This window comes from Enterobacter sp. DVT3837, assembly GCF_056238685.1.
Map to the genome: position 1 here is coordinate 279,899 of NZ_JBWDLA010000002.1, position 14,398 is coordinate 294,296.

Genomic DNA, 14,398 nt, shown 5'->3' on the forward strand with positions numbered 1-14,398 from the left:
CTAACAGAGCCTTACAGGCGCATATGAAAAACCTCCGGCTATGCCGGAATATATTTATTATTGAATATAGATAATCCCCAGCTAAATAGCTGCGCGGAATTGTAGATCACTTTGAGGGAACTCAGCCCGGATTGTGCGATCTGAACAATCGCCAAAAAGAAACAAACCACCAACCGGACTGAGCGATGCCGATCATAGCACCAATTCCCTGTGACGAACGATGCCTGATGCAAAAAGCAATCCATAAAGCACTGGGCGAATGAAGCACAGTACTTCCGGTTTTTTATGAAGACGAAGTGGATATTCATTTCAATCCCAAAATTGGCGCATACTGGCAGCTTCGCGGCCAGCAAAAGCGAGTCGTTACGCTGGGACAGAATGAAAAATACTTTCTGGCCGGGGCGTTACTTACTGGCAGAGGAAAGTCAGCTACGTTGGAGGCAGCTGTAAAATCTCCTCGTTATTTTTAAGTCTATTAAAGCATCTCAAAGTGACATACCGGCGAGCCGAAACCACCACTCTAATCGTGGATAACTATATTATCCATAAAAGCCGTGAGACTCTGTGCTGGCTGAAAGCGAACCCGAAGCTCAGCGTGATTTATCAACCTGTTTACTCAACGTGTGTGAACCACGTAGATCAGTTATGGCAGGCACTTCATGATACGAAAACGCGTAAGCATCAGTGCCGTCGATGTGGCAGTTACTGAAAAAAGGTACGGTATCTTATGGAAACCGCCAGCCCATTTCCGGGAGGAAAACATGGGCTGGCAAAAGAGTAGCGGTATTAGGTGCAGCTATTTAGTCTTCAACTAAATTTGTAGTGGGCTGGCGAAACAGAAAGTGCGAATAAGATCCAACCGATATTAATAACTGAATGTTTTCAAATCCTGGGGGCAAGTCAAACCCAATGAAGATGAGTGTGTCAGATTTAATGGGATATGTGAAAGGCAAAAATAGTCTGATGTTTAACGAGTAGTTAGGTGATCAAAAACTTAAGAAATAGGAATTAAAAGTTCTGGTGTCTGGGACGCTACATGAATAACGTGGGTTAAGCAAGGTAAATATAAAATAGTGATTTTAAGGGGTCGGCGTGAGAGAGGGAATAGTGTTTTCGTAACTTGGTGGCCCATTTTTGGCCACAAGTGATTCGTAATGTTAATTTAAAATTGTGATGCTTTATTTTATTTATTAAAAATAAGGATTGTAATGACTTTTGTAATTTTATTAAGTTACGCATTCGAGGTTAAATATTATTTGTGTGGGGTGAGTGGTAATATAAAGGCCACTCACCCCAAGTGACCTTTAATTTCAACCAACAACTGAACCATTATGATTGGTTATTAAACGTTAAGAGATAATATATTGCGAGCTAAAGGTAATTGGGAACTAAAAATATTTACAGGATATTTATCTCTGAATACATTAACAAGCAAAAATAGAAGCTCCTTTTGGGTGATTTAATGATTGCACCAACGCGCAATGAATTTTTCAAGGGAGTAAATGATTTCTATATTTACTGGAAGGCCATAGCGAGCTAAAAGATTGCTGACACGCTGACTCTCACTTCCTCTGTTTTCATCATCATTTTTTATAAGAAAATAATGATAGATAAATGATAGCCATTTTTTCGAACGCTGCTGGTGTAGTTCGTAGTCCTTGTCAGTAATAAGAGCATTTAGAAATTCATCTATATCATCATAGCAATCACTTTCATAGACTCCTCCATGTATACCGAGAACACTTCTTGAAAGAAGTCCCATAGGTTTTTGATAAAAAGCTGCTTCGTACTGAATAGTTGATTGTGTAAAAAGATAGTAATCAGCAGCATTCAGAAGAGTATGTATATTCTCTTCTGTTTTTATAATATAAGGTGAATTAGGTAATTTAATTCCTGTATTATCATATAATGATAGCGGGTGCTCCTGATAAGTGATATAAATTTTTCTTTTGATGCACTGTTTGATTATCGCGTTTATCTTTTCATTAACTTCATCAGTTTTCAGTTTATTGATGGCACGGTATCGGCTATTACTATGCTTAACAGCAAGTCCGAGAGGCCCATGATTGAATATCGCGATAATAGCGCTTTTTTCAGGAATACCATACTCTGCTTTGAATCGAACAGTTTCTTTAAAAGCAGTTGAGTGGTACTTTCCGACAAGATTATGCTTATCAAGTACTATGGATTTTAGTTTCTCCCACAATTCAGGTTCAGGCACGTATTTATCATATAAATTCTCTATCATCAAGCTTGTTAATAATTCTGATTGAAGGTAATTATCCCCAATATCCATCATCAATGTATTTTTTAGGAATCCACGCTCCATTGACCAAAAAGGGATACCTCTCTGTAATGCAATATTACGTAGAATCCAATTTGTTATATCATTACTTTGCCAACCAATTATAGTTGCTGGCTTAATGGCGGTGATCAACTCACTATAAAATGCTATGCCACAATTAGCAATTTCATGTGAAATAGATAGACTACAATGATATTGCGTAGATAATGAGCTAAGAATATCCTCCGTAGCAATAAAATTAGAATTTTGCAGAACAATATTATTGGCATCTTGGTGATATAAATCCGCAATGTGATAGTGTATGGGGATTGTAAAAAAAGACGCATCAGGTAGTTCTGTAGTAGTTGCAACAATTAAATGCATTTGTTTTTTTTGAAGTTCTAAAGACAGCGTTTCCCAGAATAAAAAAACACTATCATCTACTTCAACAGGTACATTATTAAATGCTAAAACAAGCCCATTGGAGAAAAAATCATCCATTTACAATCTCCGCGTCACAGCTATCGCCAATGGGGCGATATACAATATGAATAACATCATCATTGCGGGAATTGCGAGGTCTGAAGTATAAAATCGAGGTAGGGGTAAGGCCTGTGATTATACCTTTTACCACATCAGCGCCATCTATAAACCAATCATTATTTATAGTTAGCTCTTGCATTTGAGAATCATTGTATATTTTGTATACGAGATTTGTTTTGATTCTGGATACAGAGATCAGTTCTATACCATTATACTTATCATTCAATTTCATTACTATTTCTGCCGTAACTATAGGAATGTAGAGAGAGTAACATCCTTCATGAGTATACATAGCGGTTAATTTTTTTGTAACAACAGTAGTGTTGTTAATATAAAGAACATCAACCATTTTCTTGCGGTAGGAAGCATCGGTTAAGGACCAAGTAAGCCCATAGCGATAACTGCTTAGGAGTGCGATAGATTGTTCTATACCACCATAACGTAATTCTGTTGGGGTATTAGTAATATTTATATTGGCATTACTATCAGTTAGTAAAGAAGGTCCGAATTTTTTCATCTGATAATTATGTTTACTTAGATTGTAGAGTGTTGAAGTCTGTTCAGAGCCAAGATTGATATCGAATTTCATATTACTGAAGCAGCGTATTTCGTTTTCTGTTGGGAAATAAATAAAACGGAATAAGTCAATGATTGAGGAAGTAATTTCATACTCCGCTTCGTATGCCAAATTGGTAGCGGGTGAACCGATAAAATATAATGCTTCGTTCTGTATCTCTCTTATTAAAGATAGATGCTTCTGACTGATGCTTGGTTCTTCGCCTACAGGAATACCTTCGTCAGTATAATCTACAGTTGAATTCCTATGAGATGAGCAAAGGGATTCATAAATTGCAATATGGTTTGTCAAGGCTTTTATTGTACGGCAGTCAAAAGTCTCAGGGTTCACCATCCCCGTTCGGTTATTTTTCCATTCTGGGGTATATGAAACAATCATGTAACAACCAGAAATACTAATAGATAACTCTTCTTGTAAAATTGTTTGCAATAAATTCTGTGTTGTGCCTTCGTAACCTAAATCAACTAATAATAAGTGATCTCCAGCCTTAATTCCCGTACTGTTTATAATGTGTTTAATTAGCTTTTTACGATATTGCTTGGAATTATAAATAATATGCTGTGTATAATTTTCACTGAGAATTATTTTTATTAGCTCATTGATTTTATAGCTTCCTTGGTTAATATTTTTTTTAAGTGGCATCATCTCTTTTTGATTAATACCAAAGTGTTTGGACACTAAATTTAGTGTCTCATCATTAACATATTGATTCGCAATGTCATCATCTATATTATTAAAAAGAGTAATGAGATGGTCACTAACACTTTCTTTTGATATGAAACTTGCGCGAATAGAACACAAACGAGAAATATTAAGATCATGCGTTTCTATTTCCGGGTATAAAATATTAAATGCTGAGCGTGGCATAAAACCATCCCGCATTAAAAAAGCAACTTTTGTATTATTTTTCTTTTTATAATCTTCAAAAATTTTCTTTGCAAAGCTACGCAGCGTTGGACCGAGAACACTCCAGCCAATTAATTTTTGTGGCGATGTATCATCATCGACATTTTCTGAAAACCAACCATGCCACAAGTTAGGGATAGGTGCTTCCTTGCGTAATTTAGGGAAGATGAGAGTCGCTACGCTCTCTCGTTGTCTAAAAACTTTATTTATTTCCTTATGAGTATGGCGAAAATGAATGGCTTCAATGCCCAATTTATTTGGTGAAATAAAATCAGCTGCTTTGTTATCACCGATGTGAATTAACTGCGCAGCAGGTATTTTTTCTTTATTTAAAACTTTACCCCATAGTCCTGTCGTCTTTCCAACACCGTGTTCGCTGGAACAATAGATATCATCAATTAAATCTGAAACTTCAGGTGACAACGATGTTATAATATGCCTTAATTGTGTTTTATTAAAGTAAGTGTCACTGACAATGATGGTTTTATATTTTTTCTCTTTCGCAAGCTTCAATATATTTATGGTTGGCGCATGTAGAAAGCCATGTTTTATTTCTGCGGCAATCTCTTTTTGAATATATTCATCAAGAATGATCGGATTGTCTAATGGGAATAATTGCTTGTATATTTCAGCTAGATTTACCTCTGAGTGACCACAATTAAGCATTTTTTTCGCGCGTGCACGTTGCTCAGCTTGTACCCGACTGACAATATCTATTGACGGGTCAATGACGGTAAAAACATCTATAGGCGAAGCCGTTTTTCGCCAGAAAAGAGTATCGAAGCAATCAAACGAAATTACTCTGGCATTAGTATCTGCAATATATTCATAAAGTTTAGTTAAAGATGTGTATTCTGCTTTCATGCTCGTCACCTAAGGCAAATGAAGTCTATTGTCGCGGTTGCTTGAGCAAAGTTATGCATCGAAAAACGAGGTTAATTTCCTTTTGTTCATACGATTCGTGCATGGTGGCGCTTCAACAGTGCTTGAAATTTTTTTAGTCTCCAAATAACCCCTCATTTCACCCACTATTCACCCGATTAAAACCTCTGCAGAATCGGATAATCATGCCGATAACTCAACTAACGCAGGGCTGTTTATCGTGAATTCACTCTATACCGCTGAAGGTGTAATGGATAAACACTCGCTGTGGCAGCGTTATGTCCCGCTGGTGCGTCACGAAGCATTGCGCCTCCAGGTGCGCTTGCCGGCGAGCGTGGAACTGGACGATCTGCTACAGGCGGGCGGTATCGGGTTATTGAATGCAGTTGACCGATACGACGCTCTGCAAGGAACGGCATTTACGACTTACGCAGTTCAGCGTATTCGTGGTGCGATGCTGGACGAACTGCGCAGCCGCGACTGGGTGCCGCGCAGTGTTCGCCGTAACGCCCGCGAAGTGGCGCATGCGATAGGGCAGCTGGAACAGGAACTGGGACGTAACGCAACGGAAACTGAAGTGGCGGAACGTCTTGGCATTGCTGTTGAAGAGTATCGTCAGATGTTGCTCGATACCAACAATAGCCAACTCTTCTCTTATGACGAGTGGCGCGAAGAGCATGGCGATAGCATCGAGCTGGTGACGGATGAGCATCAGCAAGAAAACCCGTTACACCATTTAATGGAAGGCAATTTACGCCAGCGCGTAATGGAAGCGATTGAAGCTTTACCGGAACGCGAGCAACTGGTGTTGACCCTTTATTACCAGGAAGAGCTAAACCTCAAAGAGATTGGCGCTGTTCTGGAGGTGGGAGAATCGCGGGTGAGCCAGTTGCACAGCCAGGCCATTAAACGCTTACGAACAAAGCTGGGTAAGTTATAGGTGATTAATTCACCTGGGAAATGCCGCACAACGTATTGACAACCAGGAGTTATCATGACGGTGCAGCAATCTAAAAGACGGCCTTTAAGCCGCTACCTGAAAGACTTTAAACACAGCCAGACGCATTGCGCCCACTGTAACAAGTTACTCGATCGTATCACGCTGGTTCGTCGTGGCGAAATCGTCAATAAGATCGCGATTTCTCGTCTCGACACGTTGATGGATGAATCAGCATGGCTCGAAGAACAGAAAGAGTGGGTGGCGCTTTGCCGTTTCTGTGGCGATCTCCACTGCAAAGAGCAAAGCGACTTCTTCGATATTATCGGCTTCAAACAGTTCCTGTTTGAACAAACGGAGATGAGCCATGGGACCGTTCGCGAATATGTCGTTCGCCTGCGTCGCCTCGGGCAACATCTGACCGTAAACAACATTTCCCGCGATCTGCTGAAGACCGGTTATCTGGATGAAAATCTGGAGCCGTGGCTGCCTGCAACCAGCACCAACAATTACCGTATTGCGCTGCGCAAGTATGCACAATACAAGGTGCAAATGCCGGGTGTTATGAAGCAGAAAGCGCTCGCCGGAACAACTTCTGATATATATTAAAAAAGAATAAGATGTAGCGCAGTCGCCTTTGACGTTGCAGGCGATTTCTCTACACTACGTAAAAATTCCACTATATCGGGGTATTTATGAAATTTGCACTTCTGGGTCGTCAGGCGCTGATGGGTGTTATGGCCGTTGCGCTGGTTGCGGGCATGAGCGTGAAAACGTTCGCCGCAGAAAACCTGCTGAATAAAGTAAAAGAGCGCGGTACGCTGCTGGTCGGGCTGGAAGGAACCTATCCTCCGTTCAGCTTCCAGGGCGATGACGGTAAGCTGACCGGTTTTGAAGTGGAGTTTGCAGAAGAACTGGCGAAGCACCTTGGCGTTAAAGCGTCCCTGAAACCGACCAAATGGGACGGTATGCTGGCGTCGCTGGATTCTAAACGTATTGATGTGGTGATTAACCAGGTGACCATTTCTGACGAGCGTAAGAAGAAGTATGACTTCTCTACGCCGTACACCGTGTCCGGTATTCAGGCGCTGGTGAAGAAAGGCAACGAAGGTACCATCAAAACCGCTGCAGACCTGAAAGGGAAGAAAGTCGGTGTGGGTCTGGGAACCAACTACGAAGAGTGGTTGCGCCAGAACGTTCAGGGCGTGGATATCCGCACCTATGATGATGACCCGACGAAATACCAGGACCTGCGCGTGGGCCGTATTGACGCGATTCTGGTTGACCGCCTGGCGGCGCTGGATCTGGTGAAGAAAACCAATAATACCCTGGCAGTAGCGGGTGATGCGTTCTCTCGTCAGGAATCAGGTGTGGCCGTTCGTAAAGGCAACGAAGACCTGGTAAAAGCCATTGATACCGCGATTGCTGATATGCAGAAAGACGGAAGTCTGAAAGCACTCTCTGAGAAGTGGTTCGGGGCAGACGTCACGAAATAAATTTCTGACGTTAAAAAAAGGCGCTTTTAAAAGCGCCTTTTTTATTTCTTACGCGTCTGCGTGCATAATGAAAAATATCACATTTTGTCTGAGCTACCGGAGAACCCATGTCACTACAGAATTTAACGCGCTTTCCTCGCCTGGAGTTTATCGGCGCACCGACTCCGCTGGAGTATCTGCCGCGATTTTCTGATTATTTAGGACGCGATATTTTTATTAAGCGTGATGACGTGACGCCAATGGCAATGGGTGGCAACAAACTGCGCAAGCTGGAGTTTCTGGCGGCTGATGCGCTGCGCGAAGGGGTGGATACGCTCATTACTGCCGGGGCTATTCAGTCCAACCACGTTCGTCAGACGGCGGCAGTGGCAGCAAAACTCGGGCTCCATTGCGTGGCCTTGCTGGAGAACCCGATTGGGACGCGGGCTGAAAACTATCTGACCAACGGTAACCGTCTGCTGTTAGATCTCTTTAACGTGCAGGTTGAGATGGTGGATGCCTTGAACGACCCGACCGCACAGCTTGATGAACTGGCGACACGTCTGGAAGCGCAGGGCTTTCGTCCCTACGTTATTCCTGTCGGTGGCTCGAACGCGCTGGGTGCGCTGGGGTATGTGGAAAGCGCGCTGGAAATTGCTCAGCAGTGCGAGGGCGCGGTTAACCTCTCATCCGTCGTGGTGGCCTCAGGCAGTGCGGGCACGCATGCCGGGCTGGCGGTAGGGCTTGAGCAGTTGCTACCGGATGCTGAGCTGATTGGCGTGACGGTCTCTCGTAGCGTCGCGGACCAGAAACCGAAAGTGGTCACCTTGCAGCAGGCGGTGGCAGAGCAACTGGAGCTCAAGGCAAAGGCCGATATTGTGCTCTGGGATGACTACTTTGCGCCGGGTTACGGCACGCCTAACGAAGAGGGCATGGAAGCGGTTAAGCTGCTGGCTCGCCTTGAGGGTATTTTGCTTGATCCGGTCTATACCGGTAAAGCGATGGCCGGGCTTATTGATGGCATTGCACAGAAACGCTTTAAGGATGAAGGGCCAATTTTATTTGTCCATACAGGTGGGGCACCTGCGCTGTTTGCCTACCATCCTCATGTCTAAATATCAGGTCGAAAAATAATAATGCAAGAAAGTATTCAACTGGTTATTGATTCGCTGCCGTATCTGCTAAAAGGTGCGGTATTTACGTTACAACTCAGTATTGGCGGGATGTTCTTTGGGCTGGTGCTGGGCTTTGTGCTGGCCTTAATGCGCATGTCACCGGTTTTACCGGTGCGTTGGCTGGCGCGTTTTTATATCTCTGTGTTTCGCGGTACGCCACTTATCGCTCAGCTCTTTATGATTTACTACGGTTTACCGCAGTTTGGTATCGAGCTGGATCCGATTCCGGCGGCAATGATTGGCCTGTCGCTCAATACCGCGGCATACACCTCAGAAACGCTGCGTGCGGCCATCTCCTCCATTGACAAAGGGCAGTGGGAAGCGGCCGCCAGTATCGGTATGACGCCATGGCAGACACTTCGCCGGGCAATTCTGCCGCAGGCTGCCAGAGTCGCGCTTCCACCACTCAGCAACAGCTTCATCAGCCTGGTGAAAGATACTTCTCTGGCGGCGACGATTCAGGTGCCTGAGCTGTTCCGCCAGGCGCAGCTCATTACCTCGCGTACGCTGGAAGTCTTCACGATGTATCTGGCGGCCTCGCTGATTTACTGGGTGATGGCGACGGTGCTGTCCGCCCTGCAAAACTACTTCGAAAACCAGCTAAACCGCCAGGAGCGTGATCCAAAATGAGTGCTATCGACGTCAAAAACCTGGTGAAAAAATTCCACGGTCAAACGGTGCTCCACGGGATTGATCTTGAAGTTGAACAGGGTGAAGTGGTGGCAATTATCGGTCCTAGTGGGTCGGGAAAGACGACACTGCTGCGCAGTATTAACCTGCTCGAACAGCCGGAAGGTGGAACCATCCGTGTCGGTGAGATAACCATTGATACCGGCAAATCCATCAGTCAGCAGAAAGGCTTAATTCGCCGTTTGCGCCAGCATGTTGGCTTCGTTTTTCAGAACTTCAATCTTTTCCCGCACCGCACGGTGCTGGAAAACATTATTGAAGGGCCGGTAATTGTGAAAGGGGAATCAAAAGAGGAAGCAACAGTTCGAGCGCGTGAACTGCTTGCCAAAGTCGGGCTGGCGGGTAAAGAGACCAGCTACCCGCGCCGTTTGTCAGGGGGGCAACAGCAGCGCGTGGCAATCGCGCGCGCGCTGGCCATGCGTCCTGACGTGATCCTGTTTGATGAGCCTACCTCTGCACTCGACCCTGAGCTGGTGGGGGAAGTGTTGAACACTATTCGTCAACTGGCTCAGGAAAAACGTACGATGGTTATCGTGACCCATGAAATGAGCTTTGCCCGCGATGTTGCCGACAGAGCCATCTTCATGGATCAAGGGCGAATTGTGGAGCAGGGGCCGGCGAAAAGCCTGTTTGCTAACCCTCAGCATCCGCGAACTCGACAGTTCCTGGAAAAATTCCTCATGCAGTAGCATTTTTGCACTAATTTGCTCCAGGAATTTAGTCTGGGGCAAATTATTCTCCTTTATCGCCTTATCCCATGTTTTTTTATTCCATCCAGCTCGGATAAACCTTATCAATAGTAAAGTTAATTGTGCTATTGCCGATATTTTGTAGTTAGAAATAAGTTTTATGTGTTAATTTATATTCACCATAATAATGATTATCTTTTCAGAGGCTTCATTTAGTAAGTATGAAGGATTCAGACTTTTTCACCTGGCGACGGGATTGCTCCCTCCGGTTTCAGGAATTGACCTGTGCCGACGAGGTATATCAGGAACTACAGAGACAAACTCAGGCGCTTGAATTTGATTATTACGCACTCTGTGTGCGTCATCCCGTGCCATTTACGCGTCCTAAGATTGCAGTGCATACCACTTACCCAAAGCAGTGGATGGCGCAATATCAATCTGCGAACTATTTCACGGTTGATCCAGTGTTAAAACCCGAGAATTTCATTCATGGTCATTTACCCTGGACCGATGAATTATTTGCGGATGCTCAGGAATTATGGAGCAGCGCGCAAGACCACGGTTTACGTAAAGGAATAACGCAGTGTCTGATGCTGCCGAATCACGCACTCGGTTTTCTGTCTGTTTCTCGTACTAGTGTGCTGGAAATACCCTTAGCCAGCGAAGAAATAGAATTACGCTTGCAGATGCTGGTACAAATGGCCTTAACCACGCTGACCCGTTTTGAAGATGAGATGGTCATGCAGCCTGAAATGAAATTCAGCAAGCGTGAGCGCGAAATTCTGAAATGGACCGCGGAAGGGAAGACGTCAGCGGAAATAGCGATCATTCTTTCAATTTCGGAGAATACCGTTAACTTCCATCAGAAGAATATGCAGAAGAAATTCAACGCGCCAAACAAGACGCAGATTGCGTGCTATGCGGCGGCAACGGGACTGATCTGATTAAACTCTACGTTCTGCGTGCCAGACGAGCTAACGGCTGAATGCAATGCATCCAGCCGTTTTTTATTACTGGCGGTAGGCTTGTTTGATTTGCTTAACGGTGTTGGCAAATACCGCTGATTCCGCCTGGTCTTCCATCTGTGCGATTTGTTTTTCCATTTTAATGATCACACGACCGGCATCAGCCTGGCCCATCGCCTGTAGCATCAGTGTTAGCAACGCCTTCAGACAGTTTACTTCCTGTGCCAGTTCCTGGTTATTCTCCGCAGTGGCAAATTCAGGTGTGCTCATTTATTTTCCTCATTATTAAACGGCGCTAAAGCGCGACGACGAAAGTCAAGGCGGCGGAGTATACCACAAGCTGCAGCAAAAAATGCAGCGGTTGTTTTTCGTACTTTTACGCAGATGTTTAATTGCGTAAACAGAGCGTGCCCGTAAACTGAGCGACAGCCAGTGGCTATTAATTGTTTATGTCCGGTTCGCTTGCCGTTAATTATTGTTACAAAAATTTGAATGCTGTTTTCTGGTGGGGAATCTCTGCAATTTTTTTGTAACTATTTGAATACAGATGCTTAAAAATAGCCGCAAAAGCCCTGAATGCACGGACCCGCTTTCCAGAGCCTGTACAGGCTAATTTCCAGAAACGAGAGCAAAATCGAATAGCCAGTTTTTTAACGTTTTAATCTTGTGAGGAAAACCGTTAATATAAACCAAATTATCACTCAGTAGCGTTATCCCTATTCTGGAGACATTTCCTTTGATCAACGTCCTTCTTGTTGATGACCACGAACTGGTGCGCGCAGGGATACGACGCATTCTTGAAGATATTAAAGGTATTAAAGTTGCCGGTGAGGCGTGCTGTGGGGAAGATGCCGTAAAATGGTGCCGCACAAACTCGGCCGATGTGGTGCTGATGGATATGAACATGCCCGGTATCGGTGGACTCGAGGCAACACGCAAAATTGCGCGGACTTTCGTCGATACGAAAGTCATCATGCTGACCGTGCATACCGAAAATCCTCTGCCCGCGAAAGTGATGCAGGCGGGTGCTGCGGGTTACCTGAGTAAAGGTGCCGCACCACAAGAAGTTGTTAATGCTATCCGCTCTGTGTTTGCCGGACAGCGTTACATCGCCTCCGACATTGCTCAGCAGATGGCGCTAAGTCAGATCGAGCCTGAGAAAAACGAATCACCGTTCGCCAGTTTGTCTGAGCGTGAATTGCAGATTATGCTGATGATCACCAAAGGTCAGAAGGTGAATGAGATCTCGGAGCAACTGAATCTCAGCCCGAAAACGGTGAACAGCTATCGTTATCGGATGTTCAGTAAACTGAACATTCATGGTGATGTCGAACTGACTCATCTGGCCATCCGACATGGTTTGTGTAATGCGGAGACGTTGTTAAGTCAGTGAGCGATGTGTTCGATTCAAAAGCGTTTCTGAAAACCGTAACCAGCCAGCCTGGCGTCTATCGCATGTATGACGCTGGCGGCACGGTTATCTATGTGGGGAAGGCAAAAGATCTTAAAAAACGCCTCTCCAGCTATTTCCGCAGCAACCTTGCCTCCCGTAAGACCGAAGCATTGGTCTCACTCATTCGGAACATTGATGTCACCGTCACGCATACCGAAACCGAAGCGCTGCTGCTTGAGCACAACTATATTAAGCTCTACCAGCCGCGCTATAACGTCCTGTTGCGTGATGATAAATCCTATCCATTTATCTTTCTGAGCGGTGATACCCATCCGCGTCTTGCCATGCACCGCGGTGCAAAGCATGCGAAAGGTGAATATTTTGGACCGTTTCCTAACGGCTATGCCGTTCGCGAGACGCTGGCGCTGCTGCAGAAAATTTTCCCGATCCGCCAGTGTGAAAATAGCGTCTACCGTAACCGATCGCGTCCGTGCCTGCAGTACCAGATTGGGCGTTGTCTGGGGCCCTGCGTTGCCGGGCTGGTGAGTGAAGAAGAGTATGCTCAGCAGGTTGATTATGTGCGCCTGTTTTTGGCTGGAAAGGACGATCAGGTATTAACGCAGCTGATCGAACGGATGGAAAAAGCCAGCGCCGCACTCGAGTTTGAAGAGGCAGCGCGTATCCGCGACCAGATCCAGGCGGTGCGCAGAGTCACTGAGAAGCAGTTTGTCTCAAATACTGGTGACGATCTCGACGTCATCGGCGTGGCCTTTGACGCCGGGATGGCCTGTGTGCACGTTCTCTTTATTCGTCAGGGCAAAGTGCTCGGCAGCCGCAGCTATTTCCCAAAAGTGCCTGGCGGCACCGAGCTGGGTGAAGTGGTGGAAACCTTTGTCGGCCAGTTCTATCTGCAGGGGAGCCAGATGCGCACGCTGCCATCGGAGATCCTGCTTGATTTTAACCTCGGTGATAAAACGCTGCTGGCCGATTCGCTTTCTGAACTCGCCGGTCGTCGGGTTAACGTACAAACCAAACCGCGTGGCGATCGCGCGCGTTATCTGAAGCTGGCACGAACCAACGCGGCGACGGCGCTCACGACGAAGCTGTCTCAGCAATCTACGGTGAGCCAGCGCTTAACCGCCCTGGCGACGCTGCTGAAGCTGCCGGAAGTGAAGCGTATGGAGTGTTTCGACATCAGCCATACGATGGGTGAACAGACGGTAGCGTCCTGCGTGGTGTTTGATGCCAATGGCCCATTGCGCGCCGAGTATCGCCGCTATAACATCACTGGAATCACGCCGGGCGATGACTATGCGGCGATGAATCAGGTGCTGCGCCGTCGCTATGGTAAAGCGATTGAAGAGAGCAAAATCCCGGATGTGATCCTGATTGACGGTGGGAAAGGGCAGCTCGGCCAGGCGAAAGCGGTATTTGAATCGCTTGATGTCAGTTGGGATAAAAACCATCCGCTGCTGCTGGGTGTCGCAAAAGGGGCCGATCGCAAGGCTGGTCTGGAAACGCTTTTCTTCGAGCCGGAAGGTGAGGGGTTCAGCCTGCCGCCGGACTCCCCGGCGTTGCATGTCATTCAGCATATTCGCGATGAATCACACGATCATGCTATCAGCGGTCATCGTAAAAAACGGGCAAAGGTAAAAAATACCAGTACCCTGGAAACGATTGAAGGCGTGGGGCCAAAACGTCGTCAGATGCTGCTGAAATATATGGGTGGATTGCAAGGATTACTCAACGCCAGCATGGAGGAAATTGCAAAAGTGCCGGGTATTTCGCAAGGGCTGGCAGAAAAGATCTACTACTCGTTGAAACATTGAGGGCTCTGTAGCAACATAGAGCTAAATTTTACTGACAACAAACAGTTACCGTC

The 14,398-nt window shown here is 45.6% G+C and carries 12 protein-coding genes and 2 pseudogenes; 10 read left to right on the forward strand and 4 right to left on the reverse strand.

From position 1 onward, the window contains the following. Positions 1–239 precede the first annotated feature (239 nt). A pseudogene (locus AC0XWG_RS16210) lies at positions 240–781 on the forward strand (transposase); the annotation flags it as partial. A gap of 678 nt (positions 782–1,459) precedes the next feature. On the opposite strand, the gene AC0XWG_RS16215 reads toward AC0XWG_RS16210, so the two are convergent. Together AC0XWG_RS16215 and AC0XWG_RS16220 are read right to left on the reverse strand one after the other, a co-directional pair. Next, positions 1,460–2,785, reverse strand: coding sequence for a hypothetical protein (locus AC0XWG_RS16215; protein ID WP_128348958.1), 1,326 nt, complete (start codon positions 2,783–2,785; stop codon positions 1,460–1,462). Next, positions 2,778–5,174, reverse strand: a complete 2,397-nt coding sequence (locus AC0XWG_RS16220; protein WP_208595303.1) for a hypothetical protein — start codon at positions 5,172–5,174, stop codon at positions 2,778–2,780. Before AC0XWG_RS16220 ends, AC0XWG_RS16215 begins: the two co-directional genes overlap by 8 nt. Before the next feature lie 238 nt (positions 5,175–5,412). On the opposite strand from AC0XWG_RS16220, the gene AC0XWG_RS16225 reads away from it, so the two are divergent. The 7 genes from AC0XWG_RS16225 to sdiA all read left to right on the forward strand — a co-directional run bounded on the left by AC0XWG_RS16225 (position 5,413) and on the right by sdiA (position 11,102). Then, on the forward strand, positions 5,413–6,132 hold the full coding sequence (locus AC0XWG_RS16225; RefSeq protein ID WP_028019580.1) for an RNA polymerase sigma factor FliA: 720 nt from the start codon (positions 5,413–5,415) through the stop codon (positions 6,130–6,132). A gap of 54 nt (positions 6,133–6,186) precedes the next feature. Further along, the gene (gene fliZ, locus AC0XWG_RS16230; RefSeq protein WP_028019579.1) at positions 6,187–6,738 is read left to right on the forward strand and encodes a flagella biosynthesis regulatory protein FliZ; all 552 of its coding nucleotides are present in this window, start codon (positions 6,187–6,189) and stop codon (positions 6,736–6,738) included. Positions 6,739–6,824: 86 nt separating this feature from the next. Continuing rightward, on the forward strand, positions 6,825–7,625 hold the full coding sequence (tcyJ, locus tag AC0XWG_RS16235) for a cystine ABC transporter substrate-binding protein (protein WP_028019578.1): 801 nt from the start codon (positions 6,825–6,827) through the stop codon (positions 7,623–7,625). A 107-nt stretch (positions 7,626–7,732) separates the two neighbouring features. Next, positions 7,733–8,719 carry a D-cysteine desulfhydrase gene (gene dcyD, locus AC0XWG_RS16240; protein WP_475680829.1) on the forward strand — a complete coding sequence of 329 codons (987 nt, stop codon included), beginning with the start codon at positions 7,733–7,735 and terminating at the stop codon, positions 8,717–8,719. A 21-nt stretch (positions 8,720–8,740) separates the two neighbouring features. Beyond that, a complete protein-coding gene (tcyL, locus tag AC0XWG_RS16245; RefSeq protein ID WP_028019576.1) occupies positions 8,741–9,409 on the forward strand; it encodes a cystine ABC transporter permease in 669 nt (222 codons plus the stop codon). Next, entirely contained in the window at positions 9,406–10,158 is a 753-nt protein-coding gene (tcyN, locus tag AC0XWG_RS16250) for an L-cystine ABC transporter ATP-binding protein TcyN (RefSeq protein ID WP_475680830.1), read from the forward strand. Before tcyL ends, tcyN begins: the two co-directional genes overlap by 4 nt. A 221-nt stretch (positions 10,159–10,379) precedes the next feature. Further along, positions 10,380–11,102, forward strand: a complete 723-nt coding sequence (gene sdiA, locus AC0XWG_RS16255; RefSeq protein ID WP_129323351.1) for a quorum-sensing transcriptional regulator SdiA — start codon at positions 10,380–10,382, stop codon at positions 11,100–11,102. A gap of 66 nt (positions 11,103–11,168) precedes the next feature. On the opposite strand, the gene AC0XWG_RS16260 is transcribed toward sdiA, so the two are convergent. Both AC0XWG_RS16260 and AC0XWG_RS16265 read right to left on the reverse strand, forming a co-directional pair. Further along, positions 11,169–11,393: a DUF2594 family protein gene (locus tag AC0XWG_RS16260; RefSeq protein ID WP_014832453.1), complete on the reverse strand. Its 225-nt coding sequence runs from the start codon at positions 11,391–11,393 to the stop codon at positions 11,169–11,171. A 25-nt stretch (positions 11,394–11,418) separates the two neighbouring features. Then, positions 11,419–11,487, reverse strand: a pseudogene (locus tag AC0XWG_RS16265) (hypothetical protein); the annotation flags it as partial. Between the two features lie 372 nt (positions 11,488–11,859). On the opposite strand from AC0XWG_RS16265, the gene uvrY reads away from it, so the two are divergent. Continuing rightward, the gene (gene uvrY / locus AC0XWG_RS16270) at positions 11,860–12,516 is read left to right on the forward strand and encodes a UvrY/SirA/GacA family response regulator transcription factor (RefSeq protein ID WP_028019574.1); all 657 of its coding nucleotides are present in this window, start codon (positions 11,860–11,862) and stop codon (positions 12,514–12,516) included. After that, on the forward strand, positions 12,513–14,345 hold the full coding sequence (gene uvrC, locus AC0XWG_RS16275; protein WP_129323352.1) for an excinuclease ABC subunit UvrC: 1,833 nt from the start codon (positions 12,513–12,515) through the stop codon (positions 14,343–14,345). The genes uvrY and uvrC overlap by 4 nt, the downstream gene beginning before the upstream one ends. Positions 14,346–14,398: the final 53 nt, after the last annotated feature.

Bases quoted from the DNA above. Each gene is read 5' to 3' on its own strand.
- AC0XWG_RS16260 (WP_014832453.1), bottom strand. From the start codon at position 11,393: ATGAGCACACCTGAATTTGCCACTGCGGAGAATAACCAGGAACTGGCA.
- sdiA (WP_129323351.1), top strand. From the start codon at position 10,380: ATGAAGGATTCAGACTTTTTCACCTGGCGACGGGATTGCTCCCTCCGG.
- tcyJ (WP_028019578.1), top strand. From the start codon at position 6,825: ATGAAATTTGCACTTCTGGGTCGTCAGGCGCTGATGGGTGTTATGGCC.
- tcyL (WP_028019576.1), top strand. From the start codon at position 8,741: ATGCAAGAAAGTATTCAACTGGTTATTGATTCGCTGCCGTATCTGCTA.
- fliZ (WP_028019579.1), top strand. From the start codon at position 6,187: ATGACGGTGCAGCAATCTAAAAGACGGCCTTTAAGCCGCTACCTGAAA.
- dcyD (WP_475680829.1), top strand. From the start codon at position 7,733: ATGTCACTACAGAATTTAACGCGCTTTCCTCGCCTGGAGTTTATCGGC.
- AC0XWG_RS16220 (WP_208595303.1), bottom strand. From the start codon at position 5,174: ATGAAAGCAGAATACACATCTTTAACTAAACTTTATGAATATATTGCA.
- tcyN (WP_475680830.1), top strand. From the start codon at position 9,406: ATGAGTGCTATCGACGTCAAAAACCTGGTGAAAAAATTCCACGGTCAA.
- AC0XWG_RS16215 (WP_128348958.1), bottom strand. From the start codon at position 2,785: ATGGATGATTTTTTCTCCAATGGGCTTGTTTTAGCATTTAATAATGTA.